Source organism: Luteolibacter sp. (genome assembly GCF_039920825.1).
Lineage (GTDB): Bacteria > Verrucomicrobiota > Verrucomicrobiia > Verrucomicrobiales > Akkermansiaceae > Luteolibacter.
On the sequence record NZ_JBDSCX010000047.1, the window covers coordinates 31,857 to 53,088 of the forward strand.

The window sequence follows — 21,232 nt, forward strand, 5'->3', positions numbered from 1 at the left end:
AAGTGTGGTAAACGGTGGTCAATGTTTCGCAAACCCACCTTTGTTTCGCCATTCCGCAAATGGCTCGCACCGGTCTGCTTGGCACTCGGTATTTCCTTCACCGCAACTGCCGCGCCGAACGCTTCCCGCGTGTATTCCTCCATGGAAATGGTGCCTGCTCTGAAATCGGATGCCGGCTTTCCAACAGAAACCAATCTCCAACCCAGCCCTGCCGTTTTGCTCTCCAAGGGTGAACCTTGGAGCGAATCGGAAAAGGCCTGCGTGGAAGCGTATGTGAACGCGGGCGGAGGTGTCGTGTTGGTTCACGACGCGATCCTCGCTTCCGGTCTGGTGAAAGGTGAGGCGAAAAAATGGTCGGGCACGCTGCCGCTTTTCTTCACGCCTCCCGGACGCGAACAATCGATCAGCCATGGAATTTCGAATTTCGACATCGAGACCGAAATGATCCACGGGATCGAGCCTCGCAAGGAAAGTCAGATTCTAGCAACAACCTGGTCGCCGAATCAAAAACATCTCAAAGGCACCGTCCCGCAGCCCTACGTTTACGGAGTGTCGCCAGTCGTCTGGACGATGGAAATCGGCAAAGGCCGGGTCGTCTGCATCGTGCCCGGCATGGATGCCGCCACGTCAGGTCATCCCGCCATGCGGACGATGTTTTCCCGCGCCCTCGCCTGGGCCGGACGGGATGCCGGGGCTGATAGATTTTCCAATCCGGAAGACGTCGCAAAATTGATCTATCCGCCCGGTGGTCCGCTCGCGCCAAAAGAAGAGCTTGCTGCACTGGTGACCCATCCAGATTTCACTCCGGAACTCGTCGCGGCCGAGCCGTTGATCTCGAAACCGCTGAATCTCGACTGGGATGACCATGGACGCCTGTGGGTCATCGAAAGCATCGAGTATCCCGAAGGCAAACAAGGCGGCGGCCCGGAATCGATGTATTCTCTCTGGCAACGTGACACGCTGCTTCCCAAACCCGCTGCGGCCAACCGTCCCGCAGGCGACCGAGTTTCCTGGATTGAAGATACCGACGGCGACGGCGTGATGGATAAGAAACACGTCTTTGCCGACGACCTCGATCTCGCCACAAGCTTTTGCTTTCATCGCGATGGTGTCATCGTCGCCCAGCCTCCGGAAATCCTTTTCCTTCGCGATACCGACGGCGACGGAAAATCAGATAGACGCGAAGTCCTCTACACCGGCCTTGGCACGTTTGACCGTCATTCCGTGTTGAACAATCTCCGCTGGGGGCTCGACGGCTGGATCTACGCCACCCACGGTTATTCGTCATCGCCCAAGGTCACTTCGGGCGACGGCAAGCGGGATTTCGGAGCCATCGGCTCCGGCATCGTCCGCTTCAAGCCCGACGGCAGCGTGATCGAAATGGTCAGCGCCAAGAGCGGCAACTGTTGGGGTGTGGACATCACTGCGGATGGAGAACTCTTCTTCACCCAGCCGACTTCAGGAGACCTCGTGATGCACGTGCCCGCCTCCGACCGCATCATGGCGGAAGGCAGAATGGGCTCCGAACCCTCGTGGCAAGTGATGGTGCATCTCAGGCCGGTGAAGCCGCTCATGTCGTGGGAGGAAATCGTCGAGAACCAACCGAACGATGTCATCGGCTCGTTCACCGCCGCCTGCGGTTGTGCGATCTACGAGGGCGGTTCATGGCCGAAGGAATGGACTAACGGCTATTTCACCGCGGAGCCGACGGTTCACATCATCCATCACGAGAAACTGGCGCCATCCGGTGTGACTTACACGGCGGAGAAAACCCGCGACGAGGAATTCTCGGCGACGAGAGATTTCTGGAGTCGTCCCATCGACACCCGCGTCGGTCCCGACGGCCAGCTCTACGTGATCGATTTCTACAACCAGGCGGTCCTCCACAATGATCCGCGTGGTCCGATCCACCTTTGGAACAACCAGGCTTCCCGTCCTGATAGAGATCACTTTTTCGGACGGATCATCCGCTATCGCCACAAGGAAGCAAAGACGCTTCCCCCAGTGGATCTGCTGACCCTATCAGGACGCGTTGCCGCGCTGAGCCATCCAAACCGCGAGGTGCGTTTCCGCGCCCAGCGACTGATCGAGGAAGGCGACGTGACGGCCGCAGCACGGATGATTGAGAATGCTTCCGGCCTAGCGAAAATCCACGCGCTTTGGATCCGCGCGGCAGCGCAAATGTTGACACCCGCCGAACTGCTAGCAGCTCTAGATCATCCTGATGCTTCCGTCCGCGTCGCCACAGCAAGAGTTATCGCGGCCCATCCCGAACTCGCCAATCCCGGATTGATCGCAGCCATCGGCAAGCGCCTTGATAACGAGCAAGATCTTCGCGTCATCCTCCAACTCCTGATCGCTCCGCAAGCGGACGCCGTTTTGCCTCCCGGTTTGCTTGTGAAACTCCAGGCAAAGTCCGAAGACAAATGGACCCGCGCAGCCATCGCCCGGCTCGCGCGGAACAATCCTACCGAAGTCCTCGCCGCCGCACTAACCGCTCCCGAACCCGCCAAACAGGCATCTCTTGCCGCGCTTCTCTTCGACGCCCATTCGAAGGACGAAATGAAACTGGCATCGATGTTGCACGCACTCCGCAGTTCGGACGGCCTCGAAATTTCACTGGCCTCGCTGGCATCACTCCGCAAACGCGACCTGCCACGCGGCACTGAACTCACCGCCGCCTTGGAGGACCTCGCAGCCAGCGACAATCCCCGGCTCGCCGCTGCAGCTCTGCCACTCGCTGCTAGAAATTGGCGCGAGCAGGATGCAGCCAAACGTCTTCCCGCCTTGATCGGTAAAATCATCGCATCGTCTCCGCAAGAGGCCGATGTCTTCGCGGCGCTCGCAACCTTGCCGGTTTTCCCGGATCAACTTTCGGGCCTCCTGGAGAAAAAGATCGGCCTGTCCGACGAGTCGGCTGCCCCCGTGCTCGATGCTGTCTTGGCCAATACTTCCACCGGCGTGACGAGTCTGAAAATTTCGCTGCTGCCCTCCGTTTTTGCCACGTCGAAGGCCCGCGTCCTGGAATCATTGCTAGGGCGCGCCGATTCCGCCATGGCTCTGACGGACGCGTTGGAAAGCAACCGCGTGCCGTTCGCGGTCGCAGGCCCTCAGGTGTTGGCACGGCTTGCGGATCATCCGGACGAACAAGTTAGAAAACACGCGGCTCCCACCATCGAACGCTTTCGCGGCGCGGTGGAAGCGAAGGACGCAGTGATCGCCCGCCTCCTCCCGCAGGTCATGGCTCCCGGTGATGTCGCGGCGGGCAAACAACTCTTCGCCGCATGCGCGGTGTGCCACACGTTCCGTGGCGAGGGAGCACTTATCGGCCCTGTGCTCGAAGGAATGGGCGTGCACGGTGCGGAAACATTGCTCACTCACATCGTCGATCCCAACCGCGAGGTGGAGCCCAGTTACCACGTCTGGAATGTCGCCACCAGGAACGGACAGATCCAGAGCGGCTTCCTCAGTCGCGAAACGGCGGGCAGCCTTTTCATCAAGAACGCTGGTGGTGAGGTTGAAATCCCCCGCGACTCGATTGTTAGCAAAACGGACACCGGAAGGTCGCTCATGCCGGAAGGCTTTGAAGGACTCGGCGGCGAGGGGCTCCGCGATTTGCTAGCCTACCTGCGGTCCGGCGAGCAACGTTTCCACACCGTATCATTCGGCAAAGCGGCTACTGCGGACGGCAGCAAGGGCGTCTATCAGGCAAACAACATCTCCACCGATCGCGTGGGATTGAAAAACTACGGCCTCGTCGAAGAGCGCGGGATTCCCTTCCAACTCCAGGACCCCGCCACAGCCAGCGGAGGAAAGAACGTCATCGTCCTCAAAGGCGGCATGAATCAAAACGCCGTTAGCCAGACGATGCCCCGGCAGGTCGAGATCCCGGTGAACCTCGCGGCCGGTCGGCTGCATCTGCTAGGAGCGGTGGCCGGCTGGGGATTCCCCGCCGTGCAGGAGCGGAAACCCCTTCTCACCATCACCGTTTCCTACACCGATAGCACGTCGGAGGATCTCGTTTTCTCCAACGGCATCGACATCGCCGACCACGCCGGTCCCATCGACGTCCCCGGCTCGGCGCGCACCGACCTCACCAGCCACGGCCAGATCCGCTACCTCTGGCGCGATCTCAAGAAACCGGGAGCCACCATTGCAAAACTTGTCCTCTCCAGCGCGGACACGTCACCCGCCCCCATGGTCGCCGCCATCACCCTCGAATCCTCTGCCAAGGACGGATCGATGCATACGCCACCGGCTGAAGGTGGTCCCGCTCTCTCCCGCTGAGCGCATTCCTAACATCCGCTGGGACCCTCTGCCAAAAGTCATTCCAAAAACCATCTTTGGTAAATTCCATCGGAGAGCAATCCGGAGTTCACGGTTTTACCGTGCTCTTGAAGAAGCAATCTGAAGATTTAACTCCGGACAGCGGAGCGAAGCTCCTCACCGGGAACAGGATTCGGCAATCTATCCTGGCAAACGATCTAGCATATTCCATGAACCATGCCCGTCCGCGAACGCGGCCTGCACATTGTGCCCCCGGCTACGGCCCCATGGGCGTCACCGGACAATCCGCCGACGGCGAGGAAAGCCACCAGCAAGTCGCCAGCGGCGCGCAAACCAAATCAGAGGCTCGGGGCTTCGGTGACTCCGAGTTCGCTCCTTGAAACATTTCAGCCCAAATGTGAAAGGTCACGCAGTGGCATCTTCCGCTCATTTCAACGGATCTTGTGTAGTGGACTGCCAACATTCGAGAATAGAGTGCTGTGAATTACTTGCGGTAAACACTTCAGATGCTCTTTCCACATGGCGTGTGGTCCCGCTGAGAGAACGACTGATATTCAATTCCTGAATCACGCATCTGGCAAATTTTTCGGACTCACCTTTATCCGCCGACGCTTCGTGGAGTGCCGACACACAAGAAATCAGATTACGGTAGTCCTCCCTGCAGGACTGACCATAATACGATCTCTCTGACACGGTAAGCCATTCGCCTCCGGATCCATCGCTCTTCGCAGCTCGTGACAATCCGTTCGCTGTAGAATCGGATACGTGAGTTTGAACTCCAAATGCCGTATAACGCTTTCTTAATTCTCCTGAATTGACATTGAGCTGAACTTCCACTGTCGATGTCCACAAATAGCCTGCAGAAAAAAGCACCAGACTGACTGCTGATAAAATGCATCGATGCGAATTTTTCATTTATAGACAAATAATATACTACTGCAGAACGAAACCTATACCGATTTGGCTTAGTAGAGGCAATGTAAGATCCGATTCATTTCAAGGATGTTGACCCAGAGTCGTCGGCTGGCCTAAAGGCGAGGGGAACCGAACGATCTTTCATCGTTTGATTCTACAGGCTGAACTCTCCGGAAATCCAGACGGCCTCTCAGGAATAGATCACCTTCTCAAGAAACAGTCCGTCTGACGGCGCGCAGAGCGGGGATTTCCCCAACGGGAGTCCGGGAGGCTGATCCAACAGTGCGGAGAAATCATCCAAACGGATCCTGCCCTGCGCGGCATGGACAGCTCCGCCGGTGAGCAGGCGGACCATTTTGTAGAGGAAGCCATCGCCGGTGTAGGTGATCTGATAGCCATCCTGCAGGGTCGTCAGTTCCACCGATTCGATCGTCCGGAACCAATCCATGTCCGGAAGTTCGTTCCCGCGGTAGGCGGCGAAGGCGTGGAAATCGTGGCGGCCGATGAAGAGCGCGAGCGCGTCCCACAGCACGTCCGCATCGAGCAGGCGCGGGACATGCCAGGCCAGCCCGGCCTTGAGCGGCGGCAGCACGGGATCGGTGCAGAGATCGAAGTGATAGATTTTCCCGATGGCGGAAAAGCGGCTGTGGAAATCCGCCGCCACCTCCTCGCAGGCCATGATCCGGATCGTCGCGGGCAGCTTGCAATTGAGCGCCGGCACCCAGTTGAACGGGTTCATCGAAATTTCCGGCGGCGCGTCGAAATGCGCGATCTGCCCCAGCGCATGGACGCCGGTATCCGTCCGCCCCGAGCCATGGAGCCGCACCGGCTGCTTCGCCACCTCCGCCATCGCGGCCTGGACGATGTCTTGCACGGTGTTTCCACAGGCTTGGGACTGCCAACCGTTATAAGGACGGCCGTCATAGGCGATGGTGAGTTTGAGACGCATGGCGAATGAAGAAAATTTAAAGTTCGAAGGCGGTGGGCTTGCGACCCCGGAGGTAGTCGGAGGCGGACATGCGGCGTCCGCCATCGGGCTGGACGGTCGTCAGGCGGAGCGAGCCGCTGCCACAGCCGATGGTAAGCGCTCCGTCGTGAGTCGCGATTTCGCCGGGTGTTAGAGCTTCATCCGTGACCGTCGCAGGCGGGAAGATTTTCAAGCGCTTTTCCTTTCCGCCTTCGATGGCGACGGTGTAGGTGCCGGGCCACGGATCGTAGGCGCGGATGCGGCGCTCGAGGGCGATGGCGTCCTGGGTCCAGTCGAGTTTGCCATGTTCGCGTTCGAGTTTTGAAATGTAAGTGGAGGCCGCTTCGTCCTGTGGAACGCGGCAGGCGGTGCCGTCGGTTAGTTTTTCCAATGCTTCGGCGAGGACAGCGGGTGATAGATCGGCGAGGCGGTCGTGGAGGGAGCCGCCGGTTTCGTCCGGGGCGATGGGGATGGAATGGGAAACGATCATGTCGCCGGCATCGAGCGCGCGGACGACGTGCATGGCGGTGATGCCGGTTTCCGCGTCGCCGGCGTCGATAGCGGCCTGGATGCAGGCGGCGCCGCGGTATTTCGGCAGGAGTGAGGCATGGAGATTGATGATGGCGCGGCTGGCCAGGGTGAGGATGTTCTGCCGCAGGATTTGGCCGTAGGCCATGACGACGAGAATCTCGGGATCAAGCGCGGCGAGGTCGTCAGTGATGTCGCCGATTTTCTCGGGCTGATAGACGGGGATGCCTGCGGCGAGGGCCTCGACCTTGATGGCGGGCGGCGTGAGCGTCTGGTGGCGGCCGGTCGGCTTGTCCGGCTGGGTGACAAGGGCGAGCGGACACGGGCCGTTTGCCAACAGGTGACGGAAGGAAGGCAGCGCGATGTCGCCGGTGGCGATGAAGATGATTCGCATGGGAAATGAAAGGGAAGAAGCGTCGATGCTTCAGGATTGCGCCAATGCGAGAAAAACGACGAAAGGCAATAGCAGCGCGACATCGGCGAGGACTCGCAAGGCGTCCATTTGGAAGCGGGCGCGGATACGGTTAAGAATGTACAGCAACGCGGCTCCGGTGAGAATGGAATAGAAAAAGGGCCGGGTGGTGAATTCGTGATCCTGCGCGGCGAAGATCAACGCGGCGGCACCTAACAAGATGAGCGGCAGGGTGAGCGCCAATTCGTCGGTGGCTTTGATTTCCGGATCGGCGGAACGGTTGGCGTGTTCCCAAAAGTCGATCGCCGAAATGTTGAGAACGCAGAGGACGCCGAAGCAGATGAGCTGGCGGGATTTGATGAACTCCCAGAAGTCGAAGCTGGTGAAGGCGTAGGCGATCATCGCGGTGCCGTAGGCGAAGGCAGCGCCGGCAATGATGTTTTTGGCATGGGGAATCTCATCGGGCCCTTGATCGGAAAACAGCGACAAGGCGAAAAACGCGGCAACCATGAGCCCGCCGATGATGGCATAGCCGATGTATCCATTCGGGCCGAACGTGATGCCGTAAATGGCGAACGGCAGGCGGGTGACGACGAGGATCACGGCGACAATGCCGGCGACAATGACGAGACGTTTGAAGATGCGCCGGTGCTTGAGGTGGAACTGGTGGCGGGCTTCCAATTTCCCCGGTGAACCGGAGTCCATGGAAGCGTCCAGCAGGCGGTCGGCGACGTAGATGACCCAGACGACAAGTCCGAGCGAAAAATAAGCCGCCCACGGCAGGTAGTCCACCCGCCAGGTTTTCGCGAACATATACAGCCAAGCGACGGCCACGAGCGGAGCATCCAGGCTCAGCAAGTTGGGAATGAGCCATAACGGCTTACGGGGGTCGGAAGGCACGACGGGCGGAACATCCGCGACGGGTGCGGTGAAGGCAAGCGTGCATTGATTTGAAACCCAAGGTTTCAAGCCAATCCAACAGCCTTGCGAACACGAGACAGCACCTTTCCAGCCTCCTCGCGGGCCCGCAGCGCACCGGCGGCGAGGACCTGATCGACGTAGCCGGGATCTGCGAGAATTTCCGCACGGCGGGCACGCATTGCGGCGAAATAATCCCAATAGGCCTCGGCAAGGCGCTTCTTGAAATCGCCGTAGCCGATGCCGCCTTTTTCGTGATCGGCAACGAGGGTGGCGTGGTCGGCGGGGCTGGCGAAAAGTTTGTAAAGGGCGAGAATCGTCGAGCCTTCCGTGGGCTTCGGGTCTTCCACCGGGGTCGAGTCGGTGGTGATTTTCATGACGAGTTTCTTGAGCGGCTTTTCCTCGCCGAAGATGGGCAGGGTGTTGTGATAGCTCTTGCTCATTTTCCGACCGTCGAGGCCGATGACGATGGCAGTGTCCTCCCGGATGATCGGCTCGGGCAGGATGACGGTGCCTTCGCCGTAGGCTTCGTTGAGCTTCACGGCAAGGTCGCGTGTGACCTCGACATGCTGCTTCTGATCCTTGCCGACGGGGACTTTGTTGGAGTCGTACAGCAGAATGTCCGCCGCCATCAGCGCCGGATAGGCGAAGAGCGCGTGGTTCGGGGAAATGCCGTTGGCGATCTTGTCCTTGTAGGAGTGACATTTTTCCAACAGACCCATCGGACAAACGGTCGAGAGGATCCACGCGAGTTCATTGACCTCGGGCACGGCGCTCTGGCGGAAGAAAACGGCGCGCTTGGGATCGAGTCCGCAGGCGAGGAAATCGACGGCGAGCTCGCGAACATTTTCGCGCAGCGCGGCGGGATCCTGCGACGAGGTCATCGCGTGATAGTCGGCGATGAAATAGAACGCCTCGCCTTCCTCCTGAAGACGGACGGCAGGCTCCATCGCGCCGAAGAAATTTCCGACGTGAAGTTTTCCGCTGGGCTGGAGACCGGTGAGGATGCGCATGGCGCGGAGTGTGGATTCCGCGCGGGGAATCGGTCAAGAAATAGGAATTATGGGACGGATATGACTTATTTCGCCGTTTGGAAAACCACCCGTTCGCCCTCCTTGCGGGAGCCGTCCGGGAGGCGGAGCGGATTTCAGTCCCCTTTTGACGATTGCGGAAAGGAACTTTCTCTAGCAGCGTAGCGGAAGCTATAACAGCCATGAAAATTCTACCCTTTGTTTCGGTCGTCACACTGCTGGGTTGGATGGTTCCAGCCTCCTGTTTCGCCACTTCGGTCGGAATATCCACCGTGGAACAACCCGTAAATCTCGGGGCGAAATCCGATCCACAGCGAATCCCACTCGGACGCGTGGGCGTGATCAGCAATTACGACTATGGCATTCACGGAAAGATCGACGAAGCCCGCCCCTGTCCTGACGGCGCGATGCGCTGGGAGGAAGGTTCGGAACTCGACCAGAATCTCGCAAGCGTCTTCGGCATTTCGGTGGAAGCGCAGGACCCGACTCAGATCATGGCTTTTCCCGTGACCCTGCGGGTGAAGCCATGGAAGCCGCCCGGATACAGTCCTTACACGAAGGAACAGGTGTTGGCAGCCACACTCTGGTGTCTGCTCCACAGCACCTATGGCACGCCGGAAAGACCGCTCGATGTGCGGGTGGTCGCGGAAGGACCGGATGACAAACCGCTGGAGGCGAAATACTCCGGAAAATACGTCACAGACCCAGGCAAGGATGAGAAGGAAGTCCCACCTGCTAAAGTGCCGGGGACGGTGATCGAAACGGATGCCAAGGGGACCCACTGGGTGGTATTCGCTGACGTTACGAAGAAAGCTGCCGTCGCTCCACCCGCCTACGGGTTGATCATTGTGGACGAAGGCGGCGGTGACGGAGATACCGGATGGAGCTTGTTTCCCGTTTGGGGAAACGGGGATATGGTTCTGGAGGCATTCAATTACCCGGCCCCCATGCTTTATTCAAGTTTCCACGGGGTAGGGATCACGGATGCCAATTCGTTTCTCGCCGAAGGTGGTGCGAATCGTTTCACGGCAAGCTGCGGTGACAAGTCCGACACGGTATCGCTCAGCTACCCTCGCGTGAAACCAGCCACGCTCGCGGCCGGCATCCTCGGCCTCGTGATTTCCGCACAGCCGGTCGAAGCAAAGCCGCTAACCGTTTCTTTCCACGTCGAGGAATCCGGCCTTGCCAAATATTCCGCCTTCCGTAGCGCGGAGGGTTGGCAGGAAACCCGGCAAGACAACGGCTCATCACACATCATCGAACTGAAATGCGAGTTCGTTTGGGATGCCGCGACCCACAAGTTGACGAAAGGGTCAGTGCCACTGGTCCATCTGGAACGTCCTGCCTGGATCACCCCGAATCCGGTGGAGGAAAAACCGTTCACCGATGTCGAACGGGAAATCGCCGGAGCCGTCGAGACCCGCATCAAAGATGGCATCCGAGATGGCTCCCTCCTCGCGGAGAAAATCATGACTGCGGATACGTTGGCGGATTCCGGGCTGAAGCGGGAAATCGGCAAGGCGGGGTATTACGAAGGTCTCGCGATTTTTTGCAATGGGACGGCCATCCCTGAAAAGCCTCTCAACAATCCCGCGTGGTTCAATAATCCTTCGTTTGATCGAGCCCACGAAGAAGCATGGACCATCGGCCTGAACCGGGGCGAGGCCATCGCCATCGAGGTCCGCAAGGCATTCGAGGCGGAGAAACTCAAAAAGGGCGGGTAATCCGCCGTCGTCACATCTCGGAAAACAACGCATCAACCATTTCCAAACACTTCACGCCGGGCATCACGCCGAGGTTCATCTGGTTCATAACGTAGGCGAACGAGATACCGGTTAGAGGATCGCCGAAAGCGTGGCTGCCGCCGGCCCCCGGATGGCCAAACGCGGATAGGGACGGACCGAAGATGCTGCGGATTTTTTTCCCCGACGCATCAAGCGGATCAAGCTGCGCACCGCAGGTGAAGACGGTGGGACGGAGCAACACGCGGTCATCCGCCGCCGAAACGGGAGTGGCCAGCGCATGTCGCACGGTGGCGGAGAGGGGGCTCGCGATGGAGCCGATCACCGCCTGATAGAATTTCGCCAGCGCCGAGGCAGTCCCCACCCCGCCGAGCGCGGGGAGCCCGGCGGACCAGGCTACCGGGTCATTCATTTCCTGGATGGAGCGCAATCCGGAGGGCGATGAAAACGCCTTGCGCGTGAACGTCCCTTCCGTTGCCATCTGCTGATAGAAAAAATCCTCCTGCTCGGGCTTGCCGACTTTTCCCGGATAGAGCCGCGCAACCCGCGGCCATTCGCTTTCCGGCAGGCCGATCCAGAAGTCCAGACCCAGCGGATCGGCGATCATTTCCCGCCAGCATTCTCCAAGACGCTTACCAGTTAGACGACGGATCGGTTCATCGACCAAAGCCCCGAAGGTGCGGGGATGATAGCCGTGCCCCTCTCCCAACGCCCACGCGGGCACTTGGGATTCGATGGCGGCCACCACTGCGGCATGGTCAAAGATGGACGGTTTTTCATCCAGTCCGGCGAGCCCGCATTGATGCGATAGCAAATGGGAAAAATTGGCATCCCCCACTGGAAACGCAGGCCAGACCTCGCGAACCGGCGTCGCGGCTGATAGACCGTGGGTTTCGAGAGCCACCAGCAAGGTCGCGGCCGACGGGACCTTGGTCGCGGAATAAACCGGCACCAGGGTCGCGGAGGTCCACTCGCGGGATTTCTCCCTTTCGCACCATCCATGGCCTTCGGAAATCAACTCGCTGCCATTCCACCAGATGCTGACGGACGCGCCGAGCTCGCCCCGATCGCGGAAATTCCGCTCGAAGACTTCGAGAACCTTACCTAACACCGATGGACTTGCCGCCATGCGGTTGTGTGTCTGATGCGATCCCGCCGCGCAATCCCGAACTGGTTTCCAAAATCAATCCGCTCTCCTCCCGCGCCCGGTGAGCCGACCATTCCTCGACCAGGCGGAACGCCACCGCGAGCATCGTCGGCCCCATGAAAACGCCCACCAACCCGAAGGCCAGAGCCCCGCCGATGACACCGCAGAAAATTAAAACAAACGGCATCTTGCTGCCTTGGCTGATCAGGTAAGGTCGCAGGAAATTATCAACGCTGCTGATACCCAAGAGACCCCAGAGGACCATGAAAATCCCCATGCCGGGCTTATCCTGGGCAAACAACCAGAGCGACGCGGGTATCCAAATCAACGGCGGGCCGAAAGGAATCACCGCGAAAAAGAACGTCAGCACCGACAGCAATACCGCGCCCGGCAACCCGGCGATCCAGAAGCCGAGCCCCGCCACCAGCGCTTGCGCGATGGCCGTTCCGAGGATGCCGTAAATCACACCACGCACCGTGCCGCCGGCGACTTTGATCAAATGCTGTCCGCGTTCTCCCGCCAGACGTTCAACAGCGACGGCCAGCCGCTCTGATAGAACCGGCGCATCTCGCAACAGGAAAAATGCCAGGAACGCACTCAGAACCACCTGCGTCACGCCCGCCCAAACCGCGAGTCCCACGGCGATCAACCACGTTCGCGCCCAGACCAGAAACTGCCCTAACACCACCACCACGTGAGCCGATGCCGCTTTCTTCTCTTCCCCACTTTTCTCAGTCGCCGCATCCGCCGGCGGAGGCGGTGCGTCCTTCACGATCAATCCGTCGTCACTCTCGATGACGATCTTCGGCCGCGGCGGCGTGGTCTTCACTTCCTTTTCAAGCTGATCCATCCAGCGGTTCCGATCTTCCGCGAAACTCGACCAATAGCTGGCGAGTTGGTCGCCGACGATCGGCGCTTCCGCCACCCACTTCGGCGCTTTTTCGGGTGCCGCCATCAGCCATTTCTTGGTGGCGTCCGCCAGATCCTTGCCGTCTTGGGCGATGCTGAAACCGATCAAGACGATTGGCCCGGCGAGGATGACGGTCAGCGTGAGCGTGACAAAACAGGCCGCCAGCGTCCTTGATCCGCGGAACCAGCGGGTGAAACTGCGCTGCAGCGGATGCAGCGAATACGCCAGGATGATCGCCCACATCAGGGCGGTCATGAACGGCTTGAGAACGAAAAAACACCCGATCAAAAGCAGCAGCAAGGCCACTCCGCCCAGCAAAGGCTCGATCTTAAAGGTTTTGTGCGTTTCCTTCGACTCCATTGACTGCGCTGACGCTAATCAGCTTTTCCGCCAATCGCCAGCCACTTTCGCGATGTTTTTTCAGGTGGAAATGGCGGAGCCGTCGCAGGGCTGAGGAGTTTGGACGCCCTCGTCCAAACTTTGTGACCGCAACACCGGCTCATCTCAGAAGAAGCGGGACAGCCTGAAGAGTCGGACGAGGGCGTCCGACCTCCTTGGTTCGGAATTCCCCACTCACGCCATGGCGAGGAGTTCCTCACCCGCATGAAACAACTGCTCGGGCATGTGATCGACCGATTCGATGATCCAGTCGGGTCGATAGGCATAGTGGTGGAGATCCTCGACGCGGGTGTGACCGCTGAGCACCAGCACCGTCTGATAGCCCATGCCCACGCCGCCAAGAATGTCGGTGGACAAGGTGTCCCCCACCATCACGGTTTCGTGAGAGCGCACCCCAAGTTCATTCTGGGCCATGCGCATCATCACCCCGCTGGGCTTGCCCACCGAGAATGCCTCGCGACCGGTCGCGCGCTCGATCATCGCCACGATCGCGCCGCAGCCGGGACGGATGCCCGCATCGGTCGGACAGGTGGCGTCCGGATTCGTGGCTATCAGCCGCGCGCCTTTTTCCACCAGGCGGACACCGCGTTCGATCATTTCAAACGTGAGCGTGCGGCCTTCTCCGACAACGACATAGTCCGCATCGTCATCGACAATGGTGTATCCGTTGTGATGCAACGCGGCGGAAAGACCGTTCTCGCCGATGACGAATGCGGTGCCTCCCGGTTTCTGATGGGCGAGGAAACGCGCGGTGGCCATGGCGCAGGTGAAGACATCGTCCTCCTCGGCCGGCACCCCCAAACGACGAAGTTTCAACGCAACGTCGCGGCGGGTTCGCTGTGAGTTGTTAGTCAGAAATCGGAAGGGAATGCCCTCACGGCGCAACCGTGCGACAAATCGATCGGCACCGGGAATGAGCTGGTTGCCGCGATAGATCACGCCATCCATGTCGAGTAGGAATCCAATATTTTTCACATCCGGATCCAAGCGTTTAGCGTGCCAGATCGATATCTGCGCGGGTCAGGCGCTGACACGATCCCCACGACTGGCGCGGATGATGGCGGAAATGGAAGAGGTTATGAAGATGGTCATCCCCAAATAGGGCCATATGCTGAAACTTCCCGAAGGATCCGTGCCAGCGGCCGGAAATCATCGACCAAAACCTAACAAACACCGACAATCGTCACAGCCATCGGCACGCTTGCTTCGCGAAGTAGGTGAGGATCATGTCGGCACCAGCACGTTTGATGGCGGTGAGGGATTCGAGGACGATGGCCTTTTCATCGAGCCAGCCACCGGCGGCGGCGCTCTTCAGCATGAGATATTCGCCGCTCACCTGATAGGCGGCGACGGGCAGCGTGGTGGTCTCGCGGACTTTCGCGATGATGTCGAGGTAGAGACCGGCGGGTTTCACCATCAGCATGTCGGCTCCTTCGGCCTCGTCGAGCAGGGTCTCCCGGATGGCTTCGCGCGAGTTGGCGGGATCCATCTGATAGGTTTTCTTGTCGCCGTCCTTGGGCGCGGAATCGAGAGCGCCGCGGAATGGACCGTAAAATGCGGAGGCGTATTTCGCGGTGTAACTGAGGATGGAAACCTTGGTGAAACCAGCATCGTCCAGTGCCTCGCGGATGGCGGCAACACGGCCATCCATCATGTCCGACGGCGAGACGATGTCGGCACCGGCGCGGGCGTGGCAAAGCGCCTGTTCGCACAGGACGGCGACGGTTTCGTCGTTGAGGACATCCAACTCTCCTCGCCCGTCGCGCTGGACGATGCCGTCGTGACCGTCCGAGTTGTAGGGATCGAGCGCGACATCGGTGATGACGCAAAGCGTGGGATGCGCGGCCTTGAGGACGCGGATGGCGCGGGGGACGAGGCCGGCATCGTTGTGGCATTCCTCGGCGAACGGGGTTTTTAACGCTTCCCCGATTTTCGGGAAAAGCACGATGGCCGGAATGCCAAGCGCGTGGGCTTCGCCCGCCTCCCTAACAAGACTCACCAGCGACCAGCGCGTGACACCCGGCATGGAGGCGATGGGTGTATCCTCCGCATCTTCATGAAAGAAAACAGGCAGGATGAAATCCGCGGGAGAAAGCGTGGTTTCACGAACCATCGAGCGGATGGCAGGCGTGCGGCGGTTGCGGCGGGGGCGGTTCATGGAGAAAGAATGAACATCGAACATCGAACACTCAACATTGAACATTGAAGGTAAGAGGATGAATGAAAGCCCAGGATGAATCCTGCGGTCCGCTTTGGAGCTTCTTTTTCTTCCTATCAACCATCAACTTTCAACCATCAACTTCCCGGCGATGGCAATCGCATTCGCCGCGGCGTATTCGCGGGCGTGGGTGAGGCTGATCTGGATCTCGGTGATGCCGTTTTGTTCGGCAAAATCGGCGGCGGCTCCCTGAAGCAGGAGTTTCGGGGCACCGGCCGGATCGCGGGTGATTTCGAGGTCGAGCCAACCGGCCTGGCCGCCGATGCCGGTGCCGAGGGCTTTAGAAACGGCTTCCTTGGCGGCGAAGCGGGCGGCGTAGTGAAGGGCCGGCTTGTTCTGCGCCTCGCAGTAGCTCCGTTCGCTGGCAGTGAATAATTTTGTTAGAAACGGCTCGCCATGACGCTCGATGGCGGACGCGATGCGCTCCACTTCCACCACGTCGATGCCGATGCCGAAGATGCGCATGATCAGCCGGGATAGTTGGCCATCAGATCCTTCATTTCCCTCACCGCGGCAGTGAGACCGACACGGGTGGAACGGGCGATGATGCTGTGCCCGATGTTGAGCTCGGCGAGATGCGGGATCGTTAGAATTTGCGCGATGTTGATGTAGTTGATGCCGTGGCCGGCATTCACCTGGAGGCTGAGATGGCCTTCTTTGGCGGCGGCGATGAGACGGTCGAGCTCGACTTGAACGTTGTCGCCGGTGGCATTGGCGAAGGCACCGGTGTGGAGTTCGATCATGTCGGCGCAGGCTTCTCCGGCGGCTTCGACTTGTTTCAAATCCGGATCGATGAAAACGCTGATGCGGATGCCGGCGTCCTGCAGGCGGGCGATGACCATGCGGGTTTTGTCAAAGCTCGCGAGCACGTTGAGACCGCCTTCGGTGGTGATTTCCATGCGGTTTTCCGGGACCAGGCAGACGAACTCAGGTTTGAGTTTGAGTGCGATTCCGACCATTTCCTCGGTGACGCCCATTTCCAGATTGAGCGGCACTTTGATTTCCGAGCGGATGCGGAAAGCGTCGGCATCCTGCATGTGGCGGCGGTCGGCGCGGACGTGAATGGTCAGCGAATCCGCACCGCCGGCGAGGGCGTCTTGGCCGGCGATTACTGGGCAAGGTTCGGCGTTGGGCGAGTCCGGCGTTTTCGCGTAGCGCGCCTGACGCAGGGTGGCGATGTGGTCGATGTTGACTCCGAGAAGCAAGGGCATGGCTGGAAATAGCGTCGCGAAACCCCGGCGGCAAGACTCTCTTGGAACCGCCAGAAACGCGGGGGTCCCGCGCGGGTCCGACCGTCCGCGCCTATTCGCAAAAACAGTTGCCTCCCCGCCCGCCGGAGTTAGCCTCGCGCCCTATGATCATTGCACCGAAGATCCGTGGATTCATCTGCACCACCGCGCACCCGGAAGGCTGCGCCAAGCACGTCGCCGAGCAGATTGCCGTCGTGAAAAGCCGCGGCCTGATCGAAAACGGCCCGAAGAAGGTGCTCGTGATCGGATCGTCCACAGGCTACGGACTGTCCTCGCGGATCGCTGCGGCGTTTGGTTCCAATGCTGCGACCATCGGCGTATTTTTCGAAAAACCCGCCGAAGCGGAAAAGTGCGGCACCGCCGGTTGGTACAACTCGGCCGCCTTCGAAAAGGAAGCCGCCGCCGCCGGTCTCTACGCCCGCTCGTTCAATGGCGACGCGTTTTCCGATGACATTAAAAAGCAGGTCATCGCCGCGATCAAGGCTGACCTCGGCAAGGTCGATCTCGTTGTTTACAGCCTCGCCTCGCCCCGCCGCACGGATCCGAAAACCGGCGAAGTTTACAAATCGGTGCTCAAGCCGGTCGGCGAAAGCTACACTAACAAGAATCTCAACACGACCAGCGGCGTCGTCAACGAAGTCACCATCGAACCCGCCGAGGGCGATGACATCCAGCAAACCATCGCCGTCATGGGTGGTCAGGATTGGGAGCTGTGGACCGACGCGCTACTCGAAGCCGGAGTCCTCGCCGATGGCGTCAAAACCGTCGCCTATTCCTACATCGGGCCATCTGTCACCTGGCCGATTTATAAAAACGGCACCATCGGCAAGGCCAAGGAAGACCTCGAACGCGCCCAACGCGCGCTCGACGCCAAGCTCGCTCCGTTAGGCGGCAAGGCGTGGGTTTCCGTCAACAAGGCGCTTGTCACCCAAGCCAGCTCCGCCATCCCGGTCGTCCCGCTTTACATCTCGCTTCTTTATAAAGTGATGAAGGCCGATGGCACTCACGAGGACACCATCGAGCAAATGGATCGCCTTCTTCGCGATCGCCTTTATAACGGAAATCCCCAACCCGATGAAGCCGGACGCATCCGCGTGGACGACTGGGAAATGGAGGAAAAAGTCCAATCCCTCGTCGGCAAACGTTGGGACGAAGTGAACACGGAAAATCTCCCGGAGTTCGGCGATTTCGAAGGCTATCAATCCAGTTTCCTCCGCCTCTTCGGCTTCGGACTCAGCGGTGTCGATTACGCAGCGGACACGGATCCGAACGTCGCGGTTCCCTCGCTAAAGAGCTGATAAGGCGCCGTGGAGTTCATCCACGATCCGGGCGAACTGCGGCCGCTCGGCAGCAACTTCCGTCACGCAGCGCCTTTGCAGGTTCTGCAAACGGTCCATCACGTCCGCATCATCCTTGCCGGCCGCGCAGCGTTCCAGAAGTTCTCCTAACAAGATTCCGAAAGCCCGGACCTCGATGCGCTCCAGCCTATCATCGCCCGGATAAACACACGCCGCGCCGAAATCCCCGAGCAGGAAATCCCCCGCCCCGCTCCACAAAATGTTATGCGCATAGAAATCCCCGTGCAGGATTCTCCGCTCATGCAGATGGCGTCCCACCGAAGAAAGCCCCAAAGCCATCCGCATTACCGCCGCCGGAGTGAAACTGCGATCTTCGGAATAGACATCCCGCGTGCAGGACTCGAAATCCGGTGGTCCAGCGAGGGCTGAGAACCCAGGATCAATCAGCGACATCACCAGCGCGCATCTTTCATCCGGGTGATTGGAAATTTTTCCCAGCACCTCTATCAGATGTTCGTGCCGTTCCGCCGCGAGACATGCCGTCATCTCCGTATGAGGGAGGCCATCGCTGGTCATTTCCCCCTTGAAGATCTTCACCGCGACACTCCGGCTTTCCAATTCCGTCCGCCAGTGCGCATGATGGATGGTGCCGGACGCTCCCTCACCGAGTTGATCACCAAACGTCAGATCAGCCCAATCGATTTCCTCCATCGAGGGCATGTCCACTGTCGCGCGATCGGACCAAGGATTCCCACCCAGCCCCAGCCAGGAAAGCCGCGGAAGTTCGAACAACCAACTTGGAAACGCATGAAAGCGGTTCGCTGCCAGCCGGACCAATTCCAGATTCCAACACGCCGCCATCTCATCCGGCAGGTCTTCTAACATATTTCCCGCCAGCATCAGCTTTTGCAGACCCGCACATCCTCCGATCGTCCCCGGCAACTTTTGGATGCGGTTGTCCGTGAGGATCAACCACTGGAGGGATTCAGGAAACGCGCCGTCATCCACCGTCTCGATCCGGTTCGCCTTGAATCCGACCATCGTCAGGCTGGCGCACTCGCCCAGCACGGCGGGCAGGTGGCGGAATTGATTGTCCGAGCAAAATAAAATCCTCAGTTTGCGCAATCGGGACAAGTCCGCCGGCAGCTCGGACAATTGATTCCCTGATAGATTCAGGATTTCCAGCGAATCGGACAATTCAAAGATCTCACGAGGAAATTCAGCAAGACCACAGCATAGATCGAGCCGCACGCTTCCAGCCAGTTTGCCAGCCCGCAACAGGGAAAGAGTATTGTCAGGCGGCTTGCTCACGCGACGACGCTATCAACAACGGCGGACATGCCGCAAGTTTTCACACGTTCCGGCAGCCACTGAATACATTGGTTTTCCGCGCTGTGTTCAGATCATCGTGTGCGGCCAGAAGATCACCGAGTCATCAACGTTCGCAATCATCCGCACGTGGCTGTCCTGCGAGATGACGAACCCGATCACTTCCGGCTCCACCGAGCATAATCGATAGACCGAACGATGCCGCGTGCCGTCACTCTGCACGTTCCACGGTGTGATATTCGTGCCTTCGAGATCATGAGCGTGTCCCACCTGTAAAACGTTGCGATCCACCCGGATTTCCCCGCCGAAGCCGATCAATCCCAGCTTCTTGTCCAGCACCAGCGCGCCATCCACCTGCATCAGATCGGAGAACAAACGCGCCAGTTCGAAAAACGCTTCTTCCAGCCTGTCCAATTCCGGATCGCTGTTATTGCGAAAAACGTGCCATGCGTCCTCCACCGTCGAATCCTCGGGACACAACATCCCGACCCGCCGGATAATTGATTGCAAAAGGCTCCGGAAACGCAGCCCCGCCACATCGGGAGTTGCCGAGTATTTGCAGTCGATCCATTGCGTCGCCGCCTCCAGTCCTTCCGGGTTGTCCGGCAGGATCACCATGCTTCCCCCATGGCCGCTGGTGCGGACCAGATTGATGACGCGTTTGACGAACTGCAGCGAAATCAAATGCGCCAGATCCGCATAAGCCTCGGTGGCCAAGGTTGTCGGCAGACAGCCTTCCATCAGATCCTCCACCAGCCGCAAGCGATGAGCGGCGAAACGCTCGTTCAGCAGACGCGATTGAAACACATCCATCCGCGGCCCGTGGAATTCCCTGCCCCGCCACTCGGCTAACAGGTTGTAGCCGTTGTAAAAAAGCAGCCAGCCCGGATCACGCACATGGATGATCGGATGCGGGATTTCATTTCCCAAAGGCTTGCGTCCGCCTGCCACCAGATTCAGCCAGCGTGGTCCCGTGTTGAGGATTCCCCAAATCCGAAAACCACGGTCACGGTCCGGCCAGATCGCCACCACCGAGTGAAAAAAACTCGCCGCCGGACTCAACCGCTTGATCTCGTTAGACGTGAGATTGTGCGGTGTTGTGAACCGCACCGCATGCGTTCCATCCGGCGGCCCCTCCGTCGCGGCGAACGCATCCGGCGGCGCGATGATCACCCGCGCCCTCACCGGCCGGCCTTCTTCCTTGAGCAAACTGCATGCGTAAAGCACGTCGCAGGCTTCCCTGATCTGCTCCTGCGTCGGACCATCAGGACGGATATCTAACAAACCATGGAGTTGGGAAACCAGATCCTGCAAAGTGAATCCGTTGGTGTTGTTGGCGGCGCTCATGAGGAAATCATCGGATGATCCCAATCCCTATCGCGGCTGGAAAGATCCCGCAAGCACCCCCGGAAAATTTTCCTTGCGCATCCGAATTGTTACTTTAAAAGTCTCATCAGTGGCCGCCAACAACCAGTTCTCGATCGCAGTGCATCTCATGGCCGGTCTCGGCTATTGCACCGAAACCGACCGGACCTCCACCCAGCTCGCCGCCAGCGTGAACACCAGCCCGAGCTTCATCCGCCGGACTTTGGCGAAATTGTCGAAGGCCGGACTGATCGCAACCTCGAAAGGAAAAAATGGATTCACCCGTCTCGCGAAAAAGCCGGCGGAAATTTCCCTGCTCGACATCTACCTCGCCATCGAAGCGCCAAAAGCGTTTTCCATCCACCACTACGAAGTCCAAGGCCCCTGCGCGGTGAGCTGCAACATCAAGTCCGCCTTGGAAAACGCGCTGAACAAGACCCAGAAAGGCATGGAAGACAGCCTTGCGAAAATCACCCTCGCCCACCTCCTTGCCGACATCAAAAAGCACTGAGTTTT

General features: G+C 59.3%; 17 protein-coding genes. 5 read left to right on the forward strand and 12 right to left on the reverse strand.

Annotation, left to right across the window (positions count from 1 at the left end):
* The first annotated feature begins 21 nt into the window (after positions 1-21).
* Together ABIQ96_RS15405 and ABIQ96_RS15410 are read left to right on the forward strand one after the other, a co-directional pair.
* Entirely contained in the window at positions 22-4,287 is a 4,266-nt protein-coding gene (locus ABIQ96_RS15405; protein WP_348215504.1) for a PVC-type heme-binding CxxCH protein, read from the forward strand.
* 209 nt (positions 4,288-4,496) lie between these two features.
* On the forward strand, positions 4,497-4,667 hold the full coding sequence (locus tag ABIQ96_RS15410) for a hypothetical protein (RefSeq protein WP_348215505.1): 171 nt from the start codon (positions 4,497-4,499) through the stop codon (positions 4,665-4,667).
* A gap of 725 nt (positions 4,668-5,392) precedes the next feature.
* On the opposite strand, the gene truA is transcribed toward ABIQ96_RS15410, so the two are convergent.
* The 4 genes from truA to trpS form a co-directional block, all read right to left on the reverse strand.
* The gene (gene truA, locus ABIQ96_RS15415) at positions 5,393-6,151 is read right to left on the reverse strand and encodes a tRNA pseudouridine(38-40) synthase TruA (RefSeq protein ID WP_348215506.1); all 759 of its coding nucleotides are present in this window, start codon (positions 6,149-6,151) and stop codon (positions 5,393-5,395) included.
* Between the two features lie 16 nt (positions 6,152-6,167).
* Positions 6,168-7,091 (reverse strand): methionyl-tRNA formyltransferase, encoded by a 924-nt coding sequence (gene fmt, locus ABIQ96_RS15420; protein ID WP_348215507.1) that lies wholly within the window; start codon positions 7,089-7,091, stop codon positions 6,168-6,170.
* A gap of 30 nt (positions 7,092-7,121) precedes the next feature.
* Positions 7,122-8,009, reverse strand: a complete 888-nt coding sequence (locus tag ABIQ96_RS15425) for a hypothetical protein (RefSeq protein ID WP_348215508.1) — start codon at positions 8,007-8,009, stop codon at positions 7,122-7,124.
* Between the two features lie 65 nt (positions 8,010-8,074).
* Positions 8,075-9,040, reverse strand: a complete 966-nt coding sequence (gene trpS, locus ABIQ96_RS15430) for a tryptophan--tRNA ligase (protein WP_348215509.1) — start codon at positions 9,038-9,040, stop codon at positions 8,075-8,077.
* Positions 9,041-9,240: 200 nt separating this feature from the next.
* On the opposite strand from trpS, the gene ABIQ96_RS15435 reads away from it, so the two are divergent.
* Positions 9,241-10,782: a hypothetical protein gene (locus tag ABIQ96_RS15435; protein ID WP_348215510.1), complete on the forward strand. Its 1,542-nt coding sequence runs from the start codon at positions 9,241-9,243 to the stop codon at positions 10,780-10,782.
* 10 nt (positions 10,783-10,792) lie between these two features.
* On the opposite strand, the gene ABIQ96_RS15440 is transcribed toward ABIQ96_RS15435, so the two are convergent.
* The 6 genes from ABIQ96_RS15440 to ABIQ96_RS15465 form a co-directional block, all read right to left on the reverse strand.
* A complete protein-coding gene (locus tag ABIQ96_RS15440) occupies positions 10,793-11,929 on the reverse strand; it encodes a serine hydrolase domain-containing protein (protein WP_348215511.1) in 1,137 nt (378 codons plus the stop codon).
* Entirely contained in the window at positions 11,901-13,217 is a 1,317-nt protein-coding gene (locus ABIQ96_RS15445) for an AI-2E family transporter (protein ID WP_348215512.1), read from the reverse strand. The genes ABIQ96_RS15440 and ABIQ96_RS15445 overlap by 29 nt, the downstream gene beginning before the upstream one ends.
* Positions 13,218-13,430: 213 nt before the next feature.
* A complete protein-coding gene (locus ABIQ96_RS15450; RefSeq protein ID WP_348215528.1) occupies positions 13,431-14,204 on the reverse strand; it encodes an HAD-IIA family hydrolase in 774 nt (257 codons plus the stop codon).
* A gap of 235 nt (positions 14,205-14,439) precedes the next feature.
* Positions 14,440-15,414, reverse strand: coding sequence for a porphobilinogen synthase (gene hemB / locus ABIQ96_RS15455; RefSeq protein WP_348215513.1), 975 nt, complete (start codon positions 15,412-15,414; stop codon positions 14,440-14,442).
* Positions 15,415-15,537: 123 nt separating this feature from the next.
* A complete protein-coding gene (gene acpS, locus ABIQ96_RS15460) occupies positions 15,538-15,939 on the reverse strand; it encodes a holo-ACP synthase (protein WP_348215514.1) in 402 nt (133 codons plus the stop codon).
* Between the two features lie 2 nt (positions 15,940-15,941).
* On the reverse strand, positions 15,942-16,685 hold the full coding sequence (locus tag ABIQ96_RS15465) for a pyridoxine 5'-phosphate synthase (protein ID WP_348215515.1): 744 nt from the start codon (positions 16,683-16,685) through the stop codon (positions 15,942-15,944).
* A gap of 143 nt (positions 16,686-16,828) precedes the next feature.
* On the opposite strand from ABIQ96_RS15465, the gene fabV reads away from it, so the two are divergent.
* Positions 16,829-18,022: an enoyl-ACP reductase FabV gene (gene fabV, locus ABIQ96_RS15470; protein WP_348215516.1), complete on the forward strand. Its 1,194-nt coding sequence runs from the start codon at positions 16,829-16,831 to the stop codon at positions 18,020-18,022.
* On the opposite strand, the gene ABIQ96_RS15475 is transcribed toward fabV, so the two are convergent.
* A complete protein-coding gene (locus ABIQ96_RS15475; protein ID WP_348215517.1) occupies positions 18,011-19,333 on the reverse strand; it encodes a leucine-rich repeat-containing protein kinase family protein in 1,323 nt (440 codons plus the stop codon). The genes fabV and ABIQ96_RS15475 overlap by 12 nt on opposite strands.
* An 87-nt stretch (positions 19,334-19,420) precedes the next feature.
* Positions 19,421-20,698: a putative sensor domain DACNV-containing protein gene (locus ABIQ96_RS15480; protein WP_348215518.1), complete on the reverse strand. Its 1,278-nt coding sequence runs from the start codon at positions 20,696-20,698 to the stop codon at positions 19,421-19,423.
* Between ABIQ96_RS15480 and ABIQ96_RS15485 the strand changes: the two genes are divergently transcribed.
* Positions 20,697-21,227 (forward strand): Rrf2 family transcriptional regulator, encoded by a 531-nt coding sequence (locus ABIQ96_RS15485; RefSeq protein ID WP_348215519.1) that lies wholly within the window; start codon positions 20,697-20,699, stop codon positions 21,225-21,227. The two genes, ABIQ96_RS15480 and ABIQ96_RS15485, sit on opposite strands and share 2 nt — an antisense overlap.
* Positions 21,228-21,232: the final 5 nt, after the last annotated feature.